The sequence below is a fragment of the Nocardia sp. NBC_01377 genome (assembly GCF_045040005.1).
Lineage (GTDB): Bacteria > Actinomycetota > Actinomycetes > Mycobacteriales > Mycobacteriaceae > Nocardia > Nocardia noduli.
In genome coordinates, this window is record NZ_CP109566.1 from 362677 (window position 1) to 381467 (window position 18791).

17 protein-coding genes are annotated in these 18791 nt (G+C 68.8%); 10 read left to right on the forward strand and 7 right to left on the reverse strand.

All coding sequences use genetic code 11. The features are described 5' to 3' along the window. Positions 1–59 precede the first annotated feature (59 nt). From OG225_RS01610 to OG225_RS01620, 3 genes are all read left to right on the forward strand, one after another. Positions 60–296, forward strand: coding sequence for a hypothetical protein (locus OG225_RS01610; protein ID WP_405180099.1), 237 nt, complete (start codon positions 60–62; stop codon positions 294–296). Positions 297–488: 192 nt separating this feature from the next. Then, positions 489–803: an integration host factor, actinobacterial type gene (mihF, locus tag OG225_RS01615; RefSeq protein ID WP_109523852.1), complete on the forward strand. Its 315-nt coding sequence runs from the start codon at positions 489–491 to the stop codon at positions 801–803. Positions 804–826: 23 nt separating this feature from the next. Continuing rightward, positions 827–1231, forward strand: coding sequence for an NUDIX domain-containing protein (locus tag OG225_RS01620; RefSeq protein ID WP_405180100.1), 405 nt, complete (start codon positions 827–829; stop codon positions 1229–1231). 3 nt (positions 1232–1234) lie between these two features. On the opposite strand, the gene OG225_RS01625 is transcribed toward OG225_RS01620, so the two are convergent. From OG225_RS01625 to OG225_RS01640, 4 genes are all read right to left on the reverse strand, one after another. Then, the gene (locus OG225_RS01625) at positions 1235–1762 is read right to left on the reverse strand and encodes a hypothetical protein (protein WP_405180101.1); all 528 of its coding nucleotides are present in this window, start codon (positions 1760–1762) and stop codon (positions 1235–1237) included. A gap of 92 nt (positions 1763–1854) precedes the next feature. Continuing rightward, a complete protein-coding gene (fdhD, locus tag OG225_RS01630) occupies positions 1855–2694 on the reverse strand; it encodes a formate dehydrogenase accessory sulfurtransferase FdhD (RefSeq protein ID WP_405180102.1) in 840 nt (279 codons plus the stop codon). 82 nt (positions 2695–2776) lie between these two features. After that, positions 2777–5086, reverse strand: coding sequence for an FdhF/YdeP family oxidoreductase (locus OG225_RS01635; protein ID WP_405180103.1), 2310 nt, complete (start codon positions 5084–5086; stop codon positions 2777–2779). Between the two features lie 126 nt (positions 5087–5212). Continuing rightward, a complete protein-coding gene (locus OG225_RS01640; RefSeq protein ID WP_405180104.1) occupies positions 5213–6493 on the reverse strand; it encodes an FHA domain-containing protein in 1281 nt (426 codons plus the stop codon). Positions 6494–6801: 308 nt separating this feature from the next. Between OG225_RS01640 and OG225_RS01645 the strand changes: the two genes are divergently transcribed. Beyond that, positions 6802–7455: a TetR/AcrR family transcriptional regulator gene (locus OG225_RS01645; RefSeq protein ID WP_405180105.1), complete on the forward strand. Its 654-nt coding sequence runs from the start codon at positions 6802–6804 to the stop codon at positions 7453–7455. An 18-nt stretch (positions 7456–7473) separates the two neighbouring features. Further along, positions 7474–7995, forward strand: coding sequence for a GNAT family N-acetyltransferase (locus OG225_RS01650; RefSeq protein ID WP_232839555.1), 522 nt, complete (start codon positions 7474–7476; stop codon positions 7993–7995). Here the strand turns inward: OG225_RS01650 and OG225_RS01655 are convergent, their stop codons facing one another. Both OG225_RS01655 and OG225_RS01660 read right to left on the reverse strand, forming a co-directional pair. After that, entirely contained in the window at positions 7996–9579 is a 1584-nt protein-coding gene (locus tag OG225_RS01655) for a glycerol-3-phosphate dehydrogenase/oxidase (protein WP_405180106.1), read from the reverse strand. It abuts the gene before it with no gap. Positions 9580–9619: 40 nt separating this feature from the next. After that, on the reverse strand, positions 9620–10234 hold the full coding sequence (locus tag OG225_RS01660; protein ID WP_405180107.1) for a TetR/AcrR family transcriptional regulator: 615 nt from the start codon (positions 10232–10234) through the stop codon (positions 9620–9622). Positions 10235–10321: 87 nt separating this feature from the next. Between OG225_RS01660 and OG225_RS01665 the strand changes: the two genes are divergently transcribed. Both OG225_RS01665 and OG225_RS01670 read left to right on the forward strand, forming a co-directional pair. After that, positions 10322–11974 carry an FAD-binding oxidoreductase gene (locus OG225_RS01665; RefSeq protein ID WP_405180108.1) on the forward strand — a complete coding sequence of 551 codons (1653 nt, stop codon included), beginning with the start codon at positions 10322–10324 and terminating at the stop codon, positions 11972–11974. Continuing rightward, positions 11971–12936, forward strand: coding sequence for a YegS/Rv2252/BmrU family lipid kinase (locus tag OG225_RS01670; protein ID WP_216913588.1), 966 nt, complete (start codon positions 11971–11973; stop codon positions 12934–12936). The genes OG225_RS01665 and OG225_RS01670 overlap by 4 nt, the downstream gene beginning before the upstream one ends. A 12-nt stretch (positions 12937–12948) precedes the next feature. On the opposite strand, the gene OG225_RS01675 is transcribed toward OG225_RS01670, so the two are convergent. Beyond that, the gene (locus tag OG225_RS01675; RefSeq protein ID WP_405180109.1) at positions 12949–13638 is read right to left on the reverse strand and encodes a hypothetical protein; all 690 of its coding nucleotides are present in this window, start codon (positions 13636–13638) and stop codon (positions 12949–12951) included. Between the two features lie 528 nt (positions 13639–14166). On the opposite strand from OG225_RS01675, the gene OG225_RS01680 reads away from it, so the two are divergent. The 3 genes from OG225_RS01680 to OG225_RS01690 all read left to right on the forward strand — a co-directional run bounded on the left by OG225_RS01680 (position 14167) and on the right by OG225_RS01690 (position 18751). Next, complete coding sequence (locus OG225_RS01680; RefSeq protein WP_405180110.1) at positions 14167–16848, forward strand: valine--tRNA ligase; 2682 nt, start codon at positions 14167–14169, stop codon at positions 16846–16848. An 83-nt stretch (positions 16849–16931) separates the two neighbouring features. Next, positions 16932–18302: a bifunctional folylpolyglutamate synthase/dihydrofolate synthase gene (locus tag OG225_RS01685; protein WP_405183155.1), complete on the forward strand. Its 1371-nt coding sequence runs from the start codon at positions 16932–16934 to the stop codon at positions 18300–18302. 107 nt (positions 18303–18409) lie between these two features. Next, positions 18410–18751, forward strand: a complete 342-nt coding sequence (locus OG225_RS01690; protein ID WP_405183156.1) for a DUF4233 domain-containing protein — start codon at positions 18410–18412, stop codon at positions 18749–18751. Positions 18752–18791: the final 40 nt, after the last annotated feature.

Sequence of the window (18791 nt, forward strand, 5' to 3'; positions counted from 1 at the left end):
TCCCGTGTGCGATGGATCGGATCCCGCCCGAAGGGGGGACCGTCGTCTATCTCTTCGAAATGTCTCGCCGTGGACTGCGTGGCAACCCTGAGGTCGTGCCCCGCGCCGGGATCCTCGTCGATCCCTCCGGCTCTCCGTTGAACCGGTCGTCCAATAGCGAAGTACTCTCGATGATCCTGTCGTTCTCCGAGGTCCAGGCGTTACGCCGGATCGGTGACGCCGTCGCCGCGATCCTGTCGCGGGCCGCCGTCCCGGCCCTCGTGGGTGGCGTCTATGGTGAGGAATCGGGTGAGTGACAGCTCCATGGCCTGCATTCCTTTCGTCCGATTCGCCCGTAGTCGGCGGATGCTTCATCGATTACGACGGTCTCGACTCGGAAAACTCATCGCAACATTCACCCGGTGTGTCGGCGGGGTGCAGTCGACATGGTGCTGTTTACTCGACCCGGTCAACCAGATGTTCGAGTGACGAGTGAAAGCGGAGGAGACATGGCACTGCCCACAATGACCGCCGAGCAACGCACCGAGGCGTTGGCCAAAGCGGCCGCGGTGCGCAAGGCGCGCTCCGAATTGATCGGTCAGGTGAAAGAGGGCAAGGTTTCGGTCGCGGACCTGCTCAAGAAGTCCGAGTCCGATGATCTGGTCAAGAAGACCAAGGTCGCGGCCGTGATCAAGGCCCTGCCCGGCGTCGGACCGGTCAAAGCGGCCAAGCTGATGGATCAGGCCGAGATTCCGGAGGATCGCCGCATCGGTGGTCTGGGCGCCCGTCAGCGGGCGGCGTTGCTCGAGGCGCTCGAAGCCTGATTTCCGGGTAGCGTCTGCAGATCATGACCGCGGAACGAACGCTCACGTCGGTTGCTTGGTTATGCGTCGAAAACGGCAGGTTGCTGGCAGTCCGTACCGAGGGTCGTGACGCCTTCTACCTGCCCGGCGGCAAACCCGAGCCGGGGGAGACCCTGGCGCGAGCGCTCGTCCGCGAGGTCCGCGAGGAACTCGGCGTCGAGATCGATGAACAGCGCATCACGCCCGAGGTGACCATCACGGCTCCCGCCCATGGTCGCCCGGGCATCCTCGTCGAAATGCATTGTTTCCGCGCGCCCGGCCGGGGTGTTCCGGCCCCGGCCGCGGAAATCGCCGAAATGGCGTGGCTCGGGCCGCAGGACGATCATCTGTGCGCTCCAGCCGTGGTACGCACCCTGCGCCACCTCACCTCCATCGGCGGGTGGCGCTGACCCTCATTCCCCGCGGCGCGGGAAGCGGAGGTCGATCGGATCGGGATCGGCGACCCTGGGGCCGCGCGGCACCACCACCAGCAGGGCCACGCCGAGCGCGAGCAGCGCGGCGGCCGCGATGACGCTCAGGGTGAAACTCACGGCCCCCATCTCGGCGGGTTTGTGGAAGGCGTGATAGATCAGGTGCGGCAGTGCCATCACCGTCCATCCGATGCCCGCGGCTCTCGCGCTCTCCACCCCGGTACGGATCAGCGCGTACAGCGATACCGCGCCCAGCGCCAGGAAGAACGCGCCGACATCGGCGGCGAGGTGGTGGTTGTACGGCCCGTCCACCGCGACCCAGTGCATGCCGAAACCGGGGAAACTCGAGTACCACGAGTGCGGTGCGAGGACGGCCCACAATCCGATCACGATCCCCTGGAATGCCAACACGCCCAGGATGATTCGTACGGCCAGCCAACGCCCGCGATTCTGTTCGAAGCGCATGCGCACGCGTATGCCCCCCGATTTGCCCTCCAGCGAGATCCGCATCGGTCGCTCCGTTCCTCGGCACCGGGTGGATCGGTGCGTTCACCGTATTCCGACAGCGCTCCGTGGGCAACGATCGGCAGTATTTCCCCAGGTCAGACGCTCTGCGCGGCGGCGGTTCCCGGGATCACCAGACTGTCGGAGCCGCTGTAGACGTTCATGGTGTCGCCCCGGAGGAATCCGACCAGGGTCAGTCCGGATTCGACCGCGAGATCGACCGCGAGCGAACTCGGTGCCGACACCGCGCCGAGCGTGGGTATTCCCGCCATGACCGCCTTCTGGACCAGTTCGAACGAGGCACGCCCGCTGACGATGAGCACGAGATCGTGTGCGGGGATCCGGTTTTCGCGCAGCGCCCACCCGATCACCTTGTCGACGGCGTTATGCCTGCCGATATCCTCACGCACCGCCAGCGGCTCCCCGCCCACGGTGAAGAGTCCGGCGGCGTGCAGTCCGCCGGTGGCGTCGAAGACCGACTGGCGGGCGCGCAGACTCTCCGGCATACCCGCCAGCACCGCGGTGTCGACAGCGCTGGCGTGTGCGGGGATCGGATATCTGGTGTGTGAGCGGACCTCGTCGAGCGCGGTCTTGCCGCAGACACCGCAGGCCCCAGTGGTGAGGAAATTGCGTGGCCGCACCGTGGCGGGCCCGCGCAGTTCGACATCGAGGACGTTGTAGGTGTTGTGTCCGTCCGCGTCCGTGCCCGCGCAGTAGCGCGCGCTCACGACGTCGTCCATGGAGCCGATGATGTTCTCGCTCAACAGGAAACCGTGCACCAGGTCGATATCCGCGCCGGGTGTGCGCATGGTGACCGTCAGCGATTGTCCGGCGATGCGGATCTCGAGCGGTTCCTCCACGGCGAGGGTGTCGGGCCTGCGCACTTCACCGTTCGGCGAGATCCGCAGCGTCGGACGGCGCGCGGTCACCCTGCTCATGACCGGACCCCGGTGGTGGGCGGGACCGGCGACGGACCATCGGCCGTGGTCGCTTCGTCAGCGGTCGGGTTTCGGACCGCGGTCATGACCGCGCCTCCACGTGCACATGGGGTTCGAGTCGGATCGTCACGGCCTTGGATACCGGCGTATTAGATCGTGCCGCAACATGATCCAGCGGTACCAGCGGATTCGCCTCGGGGTAGTAGGCGGCGGCGTTGCCGCGCGGTGTCGGATAGCCGACGATGCGGAAACCCTCCACCCGGCGTTCGACGCCGTCGGTCCATTCCGAGATCAGATCGACCAGATCACCTTCGGTATAACCCATTTCGGCGATATCGTCGACATCGACCAGGACCACGCGGCGGCCACCGTGCACGCCGCGATAGCGATCGTCGAGGCCGTAGATGGTGGTGTTGTATTGGTCGTGGCTGCGCATCGTCTGCAGGATCAACCGTCCCGGCGGTACCGGCACCCAGCTCAACTCGTTGATCCCGAAATTCGCTCTGCCCGTGCCGGTCCGGAATTCGCGGGAATCACGCGGGGGATGCGGCAGTACGAAACCGTTACGATCGCGAACGCGCCTGTTGTATTCGTCGCAGCCGGGGACCACCCGTGCGATGGCATCGCGGATCTCGTCGTAGTCGTCGCGGTATCGGGCCCACGGGACCGGATGGTCCGGGCCGAGCAACGCCAGCGCGAGATCGCACACGATGGCGACTTCGCTGCGTAACTGATCGCTGACCGGATCGAGCCTGCCGGTGGACAGGTGCACCATCGACATCGAATCCTCCACCGACACCTGCTGTCTCACCCCGGCGCGCACATCCTTGTCGGTGCGTCCCAGTGTCGGCAGGATGAGCGCGGTCCGACCGTGCACCAGGTGGCTGCGGTTGAGTTTGGTCGAGACCTGCACGGTGAGTTCGCAGCCGCGCAACGCCGCCTCGGTCACCTCGGTATCGGGGGTGGCGGAGACGAAATTGCCGCCCATGCCGACGAATACCGAAGCCTTGCCCGCACGCATGGCGCGGATACCGTCGACGGTGTCGTAACCGTGCGCGCGCGGGCTGGTGATGCCGAATTCGCGGTCGAGCGCGTCGAGGAAGCTGTCCGGCATTCGTTCCCAGATGCCCATGGTGCGATCGCCCTGCACATTGGAATGCCCGCGCACCGGGCAGACGCCCGCGCCCGGCCTGCCGATCATGCCGCGCAACAGGAGCAGGTTGGTGGCCTCCTCGATGGTGGCCACACCGTGGTGCTGCTGGGTCAGCCCCATCGCCCAGCAGATGATGATGTTCTTCGACGCGGCGAACAGTCGCGCCGTGCGTTCGATATCGGCCAGGGGCAGGCCGCTCGCGGCCACCACGGTATCCAGATCGACCGCGCGCGACTGCTTCTCGTACTCGTCGAATCCGGCGCAGTGCTCGTCCACGAAGGCGCGGTCGACGACCGTGCCGGGCGCGCGATCCTCGGCTTCGAACAGCAGTCGGCCGATCCCGCGGAACAGCGCCATGTCACCGCCGAGCCGGATCTGTAGGAAATCGTCGGCGATGGGGACACCGGAGGTGACGCCCCGGACGGTCTGCGGATCGCGGAACCCGAGCAGTCCGGTTTCCGGCAGCGGGTTCACCGCGACGATCTTCGCGCCCGAGGCCTTGGCGCCAGCGAGGGCGCTGAGCATGCGCGGATGGTTCGTGCCCGGATTCTGACCGGCGACGATGATCAGATCCGCGGCGTCGAAATCATCGATCGTCACCGAACCCTTGCCGATGCCGATCGAACCGACCAGGGCCGCGCCAGAGGATTCGTGGCACATGTTGGAGCAGTCGGGCAGATTGTTGGTTCCGTAGCTGCGGACGAGCAGTTGGTAGAGGAAGGCCGTCTCGTTCGCGGTGCGTCCCGAGGTGTAGAACAGGGCGCGGTCGGGCGAATCGAGCCCGCGCAGGACGTCGGCGATCAGACGGTAGGCGTCGTCCCAGTCGATCGGTGTGTAGTGGGTGTCACCCGGACGCAGCACCATCGGGTGGGTGAGCCGTCCCTGCTGTCCGAGCCAGTACCCGGATTTGCGCGACAGTTCCTCGACCGAATGCCGCGCGAAGAATTCCGGGGTGACGGTGCGCAGCGTCGCTTCCTCCGCCACGGCCTTCGCGCCGTTCTCGCAGAATTCGGCGGGACGACGATGCCCGGTGGGTTCCGGCCACGCGCAGCCGGGGCAGTCGAAACCGTGTACCTGATTGACCCGGGCCAAGGTCCGCGCGGTCCGCACGACACCCATCTCCCGCACCGCGCGTTTCAACGAGACGGCTACCGCCGTGACGCCCGCGGCCTGTGTCTTCGGCGGAGTGACGGTCAGCGCGGATTCATCGATATCCTCGGTCGGCCCGTGTCGGTGCATAGTCCCATCGTCCTCTCCATACCCGCTGTACCGCCGCGGGCATCGGTGTTCGCCTTGGCATCGTAGATCCCGGTGCCCCGCTCGGACGGGTGGTGTCGGACACGTATGCCACCGGGGCGGGTTCGTTCACTTCAGCAGTCGTACCCGCTGGTCGTCGGCGCGGTAGGTCAGGATCTTCTCGCCGATGCGGATACTCCAGCCGGGGGCGAGTTCGGTCGTCGCGGTTCCGATGCGGGTCCATGTCTCGGCCCCCGGGGCGGCGATGAAGGTGCCCGCCGGTGTCCCGGCGTCGCGCACGAAGACCTTGCCGCGATCGAGCGTGACGTAGGCGTGGATGCGCGAGACGTGCCGGTCGCGAGGGACGGCCAGCGGCGAGGCGACGGCGTTGCGTACCGAGTCGTCGGACATGGGGCTGCGCCCGATCACGTACGGCCGGTCCAGCGGATAGGCCGTGTCGTCGTAGACCAGCGCGCCCACCGAGGCCCCGGTGCCCGGCCGCGCGGGGCGGGTCATCGAATCGTCGGGTGGCACGTCGTGCCCGGTGTGCGGTGTCGCGGCCGAATGGTGTGTGCCCGACCAGCCGCCGGGCATGGCCTGCGTGCCGATGTCCTCGGGGGCGGGCCGCGCGGGGGTTTTCGGTACGGCGGCGACTTCGCCGACGCGGCGCGGCCGCACGGGTTCGTCGGTCGAATTCGTCCCGGTCCGGGCGGGTTCGGCGGCGGGCGAAGGGTGGTTCGTAGCCGATGTGTGATGGGCCCGGGTGCGTTCGCCCGTGCGTTCGGTGCGATCCGCGCCGGGGGTGTCGTCCACGGTGTCGAAACCCGCGGGTGCGGTGCCTGCCGGTTCCTCGGTGCGCCGTCCCGGCATCGGTTGCGCCGCTTCGTGCCCCGGTTCGCCCGCATCCGACGTGGGCCCGGTGGGTTGGTTCGCGCGGCGCGGGCCGACGCGCAATTCGAAGCCGCCGCCGGGGACAACGCCCGCGCGCAGATCCGTGCGCGCGAGCGCCGACGGCGGGCCGTCGGCATCGATGCCGACGGTGATGCGGCGAACCGGTTCGCGCACGATTTCGTCAACCCAGGTGAACGCGCGCGCCCCCGAGATCCTTCGCACCCCTTCGGCCCCGTGGATCTCGGCGATCACGGGACCGCGGAGCAGGATCACGGTGCCGTCGGATGTGGGTGCGACGACGCCGAAAGGCGGCGGCTCCGAACCGCTGCCGAATACCACCGCGGCCAGTCGCTGGGCGATAGCCGCACCGGGATGTTCCGCGTCGGAGACGGCTTCGATCGCCCCGAGAATCCGATCGGTGGACGCCGTTTCACCCGCGAGGTAGACGACGACCGAGCCGAAACGAGCGATCAGGCCGTCACCCGGCGCGATACCGACGGTCGACGGGTTCTTGCGCACCCGTGCCTCCTTCCCGCGCACTTGTCGCGTCCAGCATAGTGGCGGGGGGCGAACCATCCGGGCTTACGGATCCGGTGGCCGGGGGAACGGCGCGGCGAGCACGAGGTTTGGGCGACGAGTCGGTGGGGCAATAACCACTGCGACATGGAGCGACACGACACCGGCCCCGGTGACATTCCGAACAACGTTCGTGTCAAACGGCGTTCGTTCGGGCGTAGGCTTCGGCCCATGGCGAAGTGGACCGACCCGATCGAGACCCCCGAAGCCGTCGTCGTCACCGGATGGCCGAACCTATGCCAGTCAGCCGCGTGAGGCCCGCGCCGGTCAGCCGCAGGGCTCGGCCGTCGAAGGCCCCGCTCAGCCGCGAGGTGATCATCGACACCGGGTTGCGCGTCCTGGACGCCGAGGGGCTGGCCGCACTCACCATGCGGCGGGTGGCCCAGGAGTTGGACACCGGCGCGGCCTCGCTCTACGTCTATGTCGCCAATCGCGACGATCTCATGGCTGCCATGCTGGATCACGTGCTCGGCTCGGTCGCCGAACCCGACGACGGCATCTGGCGCGAGCGGCTGATCGCGGTGATCGAATCGACGGTCGCCGTCATGAGCAGACACGAGGGATTGGCCTTCGTCGCCCTCGCCGCGACCCCCACCGGCGCCAACGCGCTGCGGCTCATCGACCGGATGCGGGGACTGCTGGCCGACGCCGGGGTGGACGAGCGGACCGTCGACTGGGCGGTGGAACTGCTGTATCTGCACATCACCGCGGCCGCCGCCGAACAGAGCGCCGATCACGCCGCGCGCGCACCGGAATCCGGAACGCGCCGACTCGGGCAGGCCGAACCGGTCGCCGACCGCGTTCCGGTGACGGCGCCTGTGCGCCGCTCGGGCGACGGTGACACCCGCGCGACATGGGCGGTGCGGGCACTGATCGACGGAATCCTGGCGACACCGGCGCGGTGAAGGGAGAATACTTCCCGCATGCAGATGATTCGACCGGCCACCGAGGCCGATCTGCCCGCCTTGCAGGAGATCGAGCGCGCCGCCGGGCAACCGTTCGCGACGATCGGAATGACGGCGGTCGCCGATGACGATCCGCCCACCCTGGAACGCCTGCGCGAATTCCTCGACGCCGGGCGCGCGTGGGTCTGGGCCGACGACGCCGATCTGCCGATCGGCTACCTCGTCCTTGGCATCGTCGACGGCAACGCCCACATCGAACAGGTCTCGGTCCATCCCGACCACGCGGGAAAGCGCATCGGCAAACAGCTGATCGAATCCGCCGCGCGCTGGGCCAAGGCGCAGGGGATGCGCGCCATCACCCTGACCACCTTCACCGAGGTGCCGTGGAACGGCCCGTACTACGAGCGCCTGGGCTTCCACTACATCCCGGTGTCGGCCGAAGCGCCCGAGATGCGGGCGGTCAGGGCCGCCGAGGCCGAACACGGGCTGGAACGCTGGCCACGCACCGCGATGCTCGCCGAATTGACCAACTGGAGCTGATCACCCGGATTGCGCGGCGAAGGCCGCCTCGGCCGCCGCCAGTGCCGCGTCCCTGTCGCTCGCGATCAGACCGATGCGGGTGCGGCGGTCGAGTAGATCGGCGATGTCGAGCGCGCCCTCGTGGCTGATGCCGAACGCGAATTCGGCTGCGCTGACATCGATTCCGGGGGCGACGGGTTCGCCGAGCGCCGGATTGTCCGCGACCGCGGCCAGAACGGTCGTCGCCTCGCTGCCGTAGCGCTCGATCAGCGTGGGCGGGGCGTCGACGCGGTCGCGCGCCGATCCGGAGACCGCGCCGACCAGGGGCAGACGTGCCGTTCGGCACGGCTCGGCGATCAGTCCCGCCGCGTCGACGGCCGCGTCCACGACGTCCTCGGCCATTCTGCGGTAGGTGGTGAGCTTGCCGCCGACGATCGTGATCACCCCGGCGGGCGAGGTCAGCACCGCGTGTTCGCGGGAGATGTCGGAGGTACTGCCGTCGCCGGTCTTCAGCAGTGGCCGCAGGCCCGCGTAACTGCCGCGAATGTCGGCTCGTCGCAACGGCTCTCGCAATACGGTGTTGACGGTGTCGAGCAGGAAGTCGATCTCGGACTCGGTCGGGCGCGGTTCGTCGGGGACCGGGCCCGGCGCGTCCTCGTCGGTCAGGCCGAGGTACACCCGGCCGTGCGCCGCGGGGAAGGCGAAGACGAAACGGCTGGTACTTCCCGGCACCGGCACCGTGAGCGAGGCGGAGAGACCGCCGAACGCGGCGGCGTCGAAAACCAGGTGGGTGCCGCGCGAAGGCCGCAATTCGATACTCGGATCGACCTGGTCGGCCCATACGCCGGTGGCGTTCACCACGGCGCGGGCCCGGACCAACAGGGTTTCGCCGGTGAGCGTGTCGCGCAGGGTGGCCGAATCGCCTTTCACGTCGACGGCTTCGACGCGGGTCAGCACCGTCGCGCCCAGGCTCGCCGCGGTGCGGGCCAGCGCGACCACGAGTCTGGCGTCGTCGACGAGCTGGCCGTCCCATGCCTGGAGACCGCCGCGCAGACCGGCGCGGCGCACGGTGGGGGCCAGCCGCAAGGTCTCGGCGGCGGCGACCCGGCGGGATCTCGGCAGGATCGCCGCCGGGGTGCCCGCGCCGCGGCGCAGGACGTCGCCCGCGAGGAAGCCGGTCCGGATCAGGGCCTGGCTCGCGCGTCCGAGGCCGGGCAGCAGCGGCACGATCTGGGGCAGCGGTCGCACCAGATGCGGTGCGGTGGAACCGATCAGGATCGCCCGCTCGACCGCGCTCTCGTGCGCGATGCCGACGTGACCGCCCGCGAGATAGCGCAATCCGCCGTGCACGAGTTTGGAACTCCAGCGACTCGTGCCGAACGCGAGATCGTGCCGCTCGACCAGTACCGTCCGCAGTCCGCGCGCTGCCGCGTCGAGCGCCGCGCCCACACCGGTGACACCGCCGCCGACGACGAGCAGATCGATGTCGGCGTCGTCGCCGAGCTGCCGCAGTTCGCGGGCCCGCCGATCGGCGTTCAGCGCGGAATTCCCCGGGTCGGAATCCCCCTGGGCCCGAGCCTTTTCGGTCGTCGGCTTCGCGGTCATCGCCATTCCCTTCCGGTGCCGGTCGTCGGTGGTGTCGCCGTCATCGACGGCGGGTGGTTTCCGGGCGTAGATAGCCTTCGATCGCGTGGCCCAGTTCGGCGTCGAGTTCGGGTCCCGGCAGTAGCTCCGCGACGGTCGCGGCCGACTGGACCGCGGACTGGGTGATCAGCAACAGCATGGTGGCCAGCCGGGTCGGATCACCCACGCGGATCGACCCGTCGGACTGTCCTTCGCCGATCACCGCGGCGAACAATTCGACGAGGGTGCGCTGATTGCGTCCGAGTCGCCCGAACACGTAGGTGAGCATCAGATCGGTGTCGGTGCGGAAGATCTTGCCGAACAGCGGATTAGACCGGATCGTCGCCGCGCCCGCGACGATGCCGCGCACCAGCCGGGCGCGGGCCGCTCCGCCCGCGGGCATGGTCTCGGCGATGATCGCGCGCAGCTCACGGACCAGGAGTTCGGTAACCAGCGAACCGGTATCGGGCCACCGCCGATAGACGGTGGGCCTGCTCACCCCGGCGCGCCGGGCCACTTCGGTCAGGGTGGTCCTGCGGACGCCGAATTCCTCGACGCAGGCGCGCGCCGCGTCGAATATCGCGAGATCGACGGCGGAGAGCGGGGTTTCGTTCTCGGCCGCGTCGGGGGTTGGCATGTTCACCGCCGGATATCGGTGGCACCTCGGTGCCGCGTGTACGTGTCGAATCATTACTACTTGACGTTCTATGTCAAACTGTAACGCATGGTTGAGACGAAGCGCACCGGCGCGGATTCGGTTCCCGTGGCAAACCAGGGTGCGGCGCCGCCGTCAGCGAGTATGGTGTGGGACGCCTGGGGAATTCAGGCCGGACATCAGCCACTTCCGGCGCAGATCCGCGACCTGCTCTCGCAGGTTTTCGGGGTGTCCGGCGACCCGGTGGCGCGCCGCGATGAGGGCGACGTGCCGCTCCGCGAGTCGGTGCTCACACCGGCGCAACGAGACGGGCTGGTCGCGGTGGTCGGTGCGGGCAATGTGTCGACCGATCACCGCGACCGCCTCTTGCACGCGGGCGGTAAGAGCACCCCCGACCTGCTGCGACGCCGCGCCGACGGTCCCCAGGACGCTCCCGACGCCATCATCGCCCCCGCCGATCACGAGCAGGTGGTCGCGGTGCTCGCCTCGTGCGCCGAACACGCCGTCGCGGTGGTGCCCTTCGGAGGCGGGACCAGCGTGGTGGGTGGCGTCGACCCGGTGCGCGGCCGCTTCGACACCGTGATCGCACTCGATCTACGACGTCTCGACTCGATCTCCCATGTCGATCCCGTCAGTGGCACCGCGACACTCGGAGCTGGGCTCACCGGCCCGCGAACGGAGGAATTGCTCGCCGCGCAAGGGCTTTCACTCGGGCATTTCCCACAGAGTTTCGAATTCGCCACCATCGGCGGCTTCGCGGCCACCCGCTCGTCCGGGCAGGCGTCGGCGGGGTACGGCCGCTTCGACGACATGGTGCAGCGGCTGACGGTCGCCACGCCGAGCGGCACCCTGGTACTGGGCCGAGCGCCCGCCTCCGCCGCGGGCCCCGACCTCCGTGAACTGTTCCTCGGTTCCGAAGGGGTGCTCGGCGTCATCACCGAGGTCGCCGTGCGGGTGCATCCCCGACCCGAGACCGTCGGATATCAGGCCTGGTCGTTCCCGGATTTCGCGACCGGGGCCGCCGCCATGCGCACCGTGGTGCAGGCGGGCGCGGCGCCGACGGTGCTGCGCCTGTCCGACGAGGCCGAGACCGGCCTGAACCTGGCCCGATCCGGCGATATCGGCGGCAACGCGGTATCGGGGTGTCTGGCCGTCACCACCTACGAGGGCACCGCCGCGCACGTGGCGGCGCGGCAGGCCGAGGCCGAAGCGCTGCTGAGCGCGGCGGGTGGCACCGCGCTCGGAGAGACCCCGGCGCGGCAGTGGGAGCACGGTCGCTTCGCCGCCCCCTACACGCGCGACGCGCTGCTGGACCTCGCGGTGCTGTGCGAGACGCTGGAGACCGCGACCACGTGGTCCAACCTCGCCGACCTGAAGGCGAAAGTGACGGCAGCGCTGACGGATTCGCTGGCCGCGCAGGGCACGCCGCCGCTGGTGATGTGCCATATCTCGCATACCTACCCGACCGGCGCCTCGCTGTACTTCACGATCGTCGCCGCGCAGACCGACGATCCGATCGCGCAGTGGGCCATCGCCAAGCGGGCGGTCGGCGACGCGATCCTCGCGGGCGGGGGCACCATCACCCACCACCACGCGGTCGGCACCGATCACCGGCCGTGGATGCCCGACGAGATCGGCGAACTCGGTGTCCGGGTGTTGCGCGCGGTGAAACAGGAATTGGACCCCGCGGGCATCCTCAATCCTGGGAAGCTGATCCGATGACAGAGGTCTATTCGGAGTCGCCACGCGCCCTTCGCCGCGCCCTGGTCGTGACCAATCGGCTCTCCGGACTGGGCAAAGGGCACGACACCGCCACCGCCGCCGTGGCCAGACTTGCCGAACGCGGCGTCGAGATCACCGAGATCCGTGCCCCGTCGGCCGCCGAATCCGTACGCCTGGTGCGTGATTCGCTGACCGACCCGGCCGGACGCCCGGACGCGGTGATCTGCGTCGGCGGTGACGGACTGGTCTGTGTGATCCTGGAGGCCATCGCCGAGACCGGGGTGCCGCTCGGCCTGATACCGAGCGGCACCGGCAACGATCTGGCCCGTGCGCTCGGGGTGCCGACCGATGATCCGGTGGCCGCGGCGGATCTGGTGCTCGCGGGCCGGACCAGGGTGGTCGACCTGGGACGTATCGAATCGACGGGTATCGCGCCGATGTGGTTCGCCACGGTCACCGGCACCGGATTCGACGCCCGAGTCACGTTGCGCGCCAACGAGATGCGCTGGCCGAAGGGGCCGTCGCGCTACAGTTTCGCCGCCCTCGCCGAACTCGCGGGCGGACTCGCGGTGCCGTATCGGATCGAGCTGTCCGGTGTCGCGCCGGGGGCGTTGGACAATCCGGCGGGCGACACCGTCCTCGAGACCGAGGCCGTCATGGTCGCGGTCGGCAACTCCAGGACCTACGGCGGCGGCATGCTGATCTGCCCGGACGCCGAGATGGACGACGGGTTGCTCGACCTGACCGTGGTCGGCAAGGTGTCGCGGCTGGAAATGCTCAAACTGCTGCCCGCCCTGTCGGCGGGTAAGCGGATCGACCACCCGGCCACCAAGCGCTACCGGGTCGAGCAGGTCACGCTGTCCGCGCCGTCGGCCCCCGCGACCGCCGACGGTGAACCGGCGGGCATGCTGCCCGCGACGCTGCGCGCGGTTCCCGGTGCGCTCACCGTCCTGGTCCGGTGAGCGCGGGTCGGCTCATCCGCCGAAAGTGATGCGCCGGATGGCGTTCACGGCCGACCGGTCGACGACCACCACCGACGCGGACCGCACCGCGTCCGGGTCCATGGCCGTCACGGAATCGATCAGACGCTGCCAGCGACGCACGTGCAGGCGGAAGGACACCCCGTTCACCCTCCGCCCGCGTGCGTGCTGACCGGCCATGGCGTCGAGCGGCGGCACGTCGACCATCACCAGGTGTAGTTCGCGCTCGAACCCGGCCGTCCAGCGACGGATCATCGCGCGCGCCCAGCCGAAGGTGGCGCAGTCGTGGATCACCACGGGGCCCGGCGCGTCCCGCAAGGCTGCCCTGATGCCCGCGTAGTGCGCGACGTGCACGACGGGTCGCCACAGCGGGTAGGGCAGCCAGCCGAGTTTGCGCCGCCAGCGATTTCGCGCGTGATGCGAATCCAGGACGAGCACGCCGCCCGGCCCGTGTGGCGCCGTCTCGGCCTCGGCGGTGGCCCCGAAGAACAGGCGCAGCGCCGTACTCTTGCCCGCCCCCGGCACACCCGCGAAGACCAGCGCGGCGGCGTTCGGGTAGCGCAGTTCCTCGACCGGATCGCCACGCAGATCGTGGACCGAATCCGGTGCGAGGGTCCGCGCGGGCGCGACGGACAGTCGCGGTTCCGGAGAATAGGCGGGCATGGCGTCAAGCGGGGGGCTCATATTTCCCAGAGTCACCGGTCCCACCCGATTCGGCAACAGGGAAACCCCTGAATTATCGGGATGATTCGGACACGGAGGTCGCGTGCAGAACTCAGCGGGTGCGCGCACGCCCGTCGCGGATTCGGTGAGCGCGCAACCGGATCCGACCGCCGGGGTGTCGGGCCGCTCGGATCGGCTCCGGCGGGCAGGGCCCGCGCTACCAGGTCGGACTGTCCCCGGGCTCGCGGATCCGGCGTCGAATGTGGCCGAAATCGCACCGTGGCCGACCCGCCCGTCGTGGCGAACCGGATCGACGCTGATCGGACGGCCACCACGACCGTCGCGCAACCGATGGGCCATGGGGGGCGCCGGTATTGTGAGATTCACCAGAAGCTGAGAATTGCTTGTGGATTCGATGCTTACATCCCTATCGCCGGTAAGCTCAGGGGTGTAGGCGGAGTCTTCGGTGTCCCTCATCCACCGAAGACTCCGCCTAACCCGTGCGAGGGCCTTTTATGAGCTCAGGACCACGGCAACTAGAATGCCGGGGTGACCAGCGCAGCCCCTGACAACTCGCGTAATCGTGCCGATGCCCTCCCCAAGAGCTGGAACCCCAGCGAGGTGGAGGCCGAGATGTACGAGCGCTGGGTAGCCGCGGGGTACTTCGTCGCCGATCCCGGCAGCGCCAAGCCCGGATACTCCATCGTGCTCCCGCCGCCGAATGTCACCGGCAGTCTGCACATGGGCCACGCCCTCGACCACACGCTGATGGACACCCTGTCCCGCCGTAAGCGCATGCAGGGTTACGAAGTGCTGTGGCTGCCCGGCATGGACCACGCCGGAATCGCCACCCAGACCATCGTCGAGAAACAGCTCGCGGTGGACGGGAAGACGAAAGAGGATTTCGGCCGCGAACTGTTCATCGACAAGGTCTGGGACTGGAAGCGCGAATCCGGCGGACAGATCCAATGGCAGATGCGCGCGCTCGGCGACGGCGTCGACTGGAGCCGCGACCGGTTCACCATGGACGACGGGCTGTCGCGCGCGGTGCAGACGATCTTCAAACGTCTCTACGACGCGGGCCTGATCTATCGCGCCGAGCGGCTGGTCAACTGGTCGCCCGAACTGCGGACCGCGATCTCCGATATCGAGGTGAAGTTCGAGGACGTCGAGGGTGAACTCGTCTCCCTGCGCTACGGCTCGCTCGACGACGCCGAACCGCATGTGATCGTGGCGACCACCCGGGTGGAGACCATGCTGGGCGACACCGCGGTCGCGGTGCACCCGGAAGACCCCCGATACAAGGCACTGATCGGCACCACCATCGAACATCCGATCACCGGTCGGCAGATCCCGATCATCGGTGACGATTACGTCGACCCGGAATTCGGCACCGGCGCGGTGAAGATCACCCCCGCCCACGATCCGAACGACTTCGAGATGGGGCTGCGGCACAACCTGCCGATGCCGAGCATCATGGACGAGAGCGGCCGAATCGTCGACACCGGAACCAGATTCGACGGTATGGACCGCTTCGAGGCCAGGGTCGCGGTGCGTGAAGAACTCGCCGGACTCGGCCGTGTGGCCGCCGAGAAGCGGTCCTACCTGCACAGCGTCGGCCATTCCGAGCGCAGCGGCGAGCCGATCGAGCCGCGCCTGTCCATGCAGTGGTGGGTCAAGGTCGAATCGCTCGCCAAGGCGGCGGGCGACGCGGTGCGCAACGGCGACACCGTGATCCACCCGCCGAGCCAGGAACCGCGCTGGTTCGACTGGGTCGACAACATGCACGACTGGACCATCTCGCGCCAGCTGTGGTGGGGTCACCGCATCCCGATCTGGTACGGCCCCGAGGGCGAAGTGATGTGCGTCGGGCCGGACGAGACCGCGCCCGAGGGCTGGGTGCAGGACCCGGACGTGCTCGACACCTGGTTCTCCTCCGGGCTGTGGCCGTTCTCCACCATGGGCTGGCCCGCGAACAGCGCCGAACTGGAGAAGTTCTATCCGACAAGCGTTCTCGTCACCGGCTACGACATCCTGTTCTTCTGGGTGGCCAGGATGATGATGTTCGGGACGTTCGTCTCCGAGGATTCCGCGATCACCGCGGGTAAGCCCGCCGACGCGGTGCAGGTGCCGTTCCGCGACGTGTTCCTGCACGGGCTGATCCGGGACGAGCACGGCAAGAAGATGTCCAAATCGCGCGGCAACGGTATCGACCCGCTCGACTGGATCCGGTCCTTCGGCGCGGACGCCCTGCGTTTCACCCTGGCCCGTGGCGCACAGCCCGGCGGTGACCTCTCGGTCGGCGAATCGCACGCGCTCGCCTCGCGCAACTTCGTCACGAAACTGTTCAACGCCACCAAATTCGCGTTGATGAACGGCGCGCGCCCCGGCGATCTACCCGAGCGTGCCACCCTGACCGACGCCGACCGCTGGATCCTCGACCGGTTCGAGGAAGTGCTCGCCGAGGTGGACTCGGCTTTCGACGCCTACGAGTTCGGCAAGGCGTGCGAGGCGCTGTTCCACTTCGCCTGGGACGAATTGTGCGACTGGTACCTGGAACTCGCGAAGGTCCAGTTCGCGGCGGGCGACGCGCGCGCCGAATCGACCAGCGTCGTGCTCGGCACGGTGCTCGATGCGGTGCTGCGACTGCTGCACCCGGTGATCCCGTTCGTCACCGAATCGCTCTGGCAGGCGCTGACCGGCGGCGAATCCATCGTGATCGCGGCGTGGCCGCAGGCTTCCGGGGTGCCCGCCGACACGGTGGCCGCCCAGCGCGTCGCCGACGCGCAGGAGTTGATCACCGAGGTCCGCCGGTTCCGCAGCGATCAGGGTCTGGCCGACAAGCAGAAGGTGCGCGCCAGGCTGACCGGTCTGGACGAGGCCGGACTCACCGGCCTGCGCGAGGCGGTCACCTCGCTGGCACGGCTCACCGATCTGGAGGACGGTCAGGACACGAGCGCCTCGGTCGAGGTCAGGCTCAGCCTGACCACCGTGGTGGTCGGACTGAACACCGAGGGCGCGGTCGACCTGGAGGCCGAGCGACGCCGCCTGGAGAAGGATCTCGCCGCTGCGGAGAAGGAACTGGCCGGCACCGACGCCAAACTCGGCAACGAGGCGTTCCTGGCCAAGGCCCCGGAACCGGTGGTCGACAAGATCCGGTCCCGCCGCGACGTCGCCTCCGCCGAGGTTGCCCGTATCGGCGCGAGGCTCGCGGAATTGGCCTCGAAGTGAATGACGAGCCGGAGCGCCGGTACCACGACGACAGCGGGTCGACCTGGCTCGGCACCGGCCCGTCTCCGGTGGATCTCGCCGAAATGGCGCTGGTCGAGGCCGAACTCGACAAACGCTGGCCGGAGACCAAGATCGAGCCGTCGCTGGCCAGGATCGCGGCGCTGATGGATCTGCTCGGTTCCCCGCAGCAGAACTACCCGTCGATCCATATCGCGGGCACCAACGGCAAGACCTCGGTGACAAGGATGATCGACGCGCTGCTCACGGCGCTGCACCGGCGCACCGGCCGGATCACCAGCCCGCATCTGCAATTGGCGACCGAGCGGATCAGCATCGACAACCATCCGATCACCCCGGCCGCCTACGTCGAGACCTATCGGGAACTCCTGCCCTACGTCGAGTTGATCGACCGGCAGTCCGCCGAGGCCGGCGGTCCGGCCATGAGCAAATTCGAAGTGCTGACCGCGATGGGCTTCGCGGCGTTCGCGGAGGCACCGGTCGACGTCGCGATCGTGGAGACCGGGCTCGGCGGCACCTGGGACGCGACCAATGTGGTCGACGGCCAGGTCGCGGTGATCACACCGATCGGGCTCGACCACACCGACTTCCTCGGCAACGATCTCGCCACCATCGCGGGGGAGAAGGCCGGGATCATCAAACGCGCGCCGGAGAGCCTGGTACCGCGCGACACGGTCGCGGTGATCGCCCAGCAGGAGCCGGAGGCGATGGACGTGCTGTTGCGCCGCGCCGTCGAGGTCGATGCCGCGGTCGCCCGCGAGGGCGCGGAATTCCGGGTACTGGCCCGGCGGATCGCGGTGGGCGGTCAGCAGATCGAATTGCAGGGGCTCGGCGGGGTCTACGACGAGATCTTCCTGTCGCTGCACGGTGAGCACCAGGCCCGCAACGCCGCGCTCGCGCTGGCCGCGGTGGAGGCGTTCTTCGGGGCGGGCGCGTCCCGCCGGCTCGATATCGAGGCGGTGCGCGCCGGTTTCGCGAATGTGGCGAGTCCCGGCCGGATGGAACGGATGCGCAGCGCGCCGACCATCTTCATCGACGCCGCCCACAATCCGGCGGGCGCGCGCGCCCTGGCCGCGACGCTGACCTCAGAATTCGACTTCCGCAAACTCGTCGGCGTCGTCGGTGTGCTCGCGGACAAGGACGCGGCGGGCATTCTGGAGGCACTGGAACCGGTCTTCGACGAGATCGTCGTCACCGACAACGGATCCCCCCGCGCGATGGATGTCGACAGCCTGGCCACTCTCGCGGTCCAGCGCTTCGGTGACGAGCGCGTGGTGACCGCCGAAACCCTCCCGGACGCGGTCGAGACCGCGATCGCCATCGCCGAAGAGGTCGGCGAGGAGGGCGAGATGGTCTCCGGCGCGGGCGTGGTGGTGACCGGATCGGTGGTCACCGCCGGTGCGGCCCGCGCCCTGTTCGGAAAGGACCCGATGTGAGTCCAGCAGGCGGCGAATTCGGCGCGACCGGCGGTCCGGAAGGTGAGAACGGCGCGCCGCCGGTCGCGCCGCCGACCACCGACCCGTGGAAGGGTTTCCGCGGCGTGATGGCGGGGACCCTGGTGCTCGAGGCCATCGTGGTGCTGCTGGCGCTGCCGGTGGTCGCCGACGTCGGCGGTGGCGTCACCTGGGCTTCGGGCATCTATATCGTCGTACTCGCGGTGCTGATGTTCCTCGGGGCCGGGTTGCAGGGCAGGCCGTGGGCGCTCGCCTACGATCTCGGGTTGCAGGTGCTGCTCATCGCCGGTGCGATCTTCCACCTGTCCATCGGTGTCATCGGCATCGTGTTCGCCGTCGTCTGGGGTTTCATCCTGGTCCTGCGCCATGATGTGAAGCGCCGGATGGAGGCGGGACTGCTGCCGAGTCAGCGCGTCCGCCCGCTGGGCTAGCGGCCGGGGAGCGCGCTGGTTCGGTACACCGTACGGTCGC

What these genes read in the sequence shown, in the direction of transcription:
- mihF (WP_109523852.1), top strand. Translation starts at nt 489, where the DNA reads ATGGCACTGCCCACAATGACCGCCGAGCAACGCACCGAGGCGTTGGCC.
- OG225_RS01690 (WP_405183156.1), top strand. Translation starts at nt 18,410, where the DNA reads ATGGCGGGGACCCTGGTGCTCGAGGCCATCGTGGTGCTGCTGGCGCTG.
- OG225_RS01655 (WP_405180106.1), bottom strand. Translation starts at nt 9,579, where the DNA reads ATGACCGCGAAGCCGACGACCGAAAAGGCTCGGGCCCAGGGGGATTCC.
- OG225_RS01665 (WP_405180108.1), top strand. Translation starts at nt 10,322, where the DNA reads ATGGTTGAGACGAAGCGCACCGGCGCGGATTCGGTTCCCGTGGCAAAC.
- OG225_RS01660 (WP_405180107.1), bottom strand. Translation starts at nt 10,234, where the DNA reads ATGCCAACCCCCGACGCGGCCGAGAACGAAACCCCGCTCTCCGCCGTC.
- OG225_RS01650 (WP_232839555.1), top strand. Translation starts at nt 7,474, where the DNA reads ATGCAGATGATTCGACCGGCCACCGAGGCCGATCTGCCCGCCTTGCAG.
- OG225_RS01625 (WP_405180101.1), bottom strand. Translation starts at nt 1,762, where the DNA reads ATGCGGATCTCGCTGGAGGGCAAATCGGGGGGCATACGCGTGCGCATG.
- fdhD (WP_405180102.1), bottom strand. Translation starts at nt 2,694, where the DNA reads ATGAGCAGGGTGACCGCGCGCCGTCCGACGCTGCGGATCTCGCCGAAC.
- OG225_RS01620 (WP_405180100.1), top strand. Translation starts at nt 827, where the DNA reads ATGACCGCGGAACGAACGCTCACGTCGGTTGCTTGGTTATGCGTCGAA.
- OG225_RS01610 (WP_405180099.1), top strand. Translation starts at nt 60, where the DNA reads ATGTCTCGCCGTGGACTGCGTGGCAACCCTGAGGTCGTGCCCCGCGCC.
- OG225_RS01685 (WP_405183155.1), top strand. Translation starts at nt 16,932, where the DNA reads ATGGCGCTGGTCGAGGCCGAACTCGACAAACGCTGGCCGGAGACCAAG.
- OG225_RS01670 (WP_216913588.1), top strand. Translation starts at nt 11,971, where the DNA reads ATGACAGAGGTCTATTCGGAGTCGCCACGCGCCCTTCGCCGCGCCCTG.
- OG225_RS01635 (WP_405180103.1), bottom strand. Translation starts at nt 5,086, where the DNA reads ATGCACCGACACGGGCCGACCGAGGATATCGATGAATCCGCGCTGACC.
- OG225_RS01675 (WP_405180109.1), bottom strand. Translation starts at nt 13,638, where the DNA reads ATGAGCCCCCCGCTTGACGCCATGCCCGCCTATTCTCCGGAACCGCGA.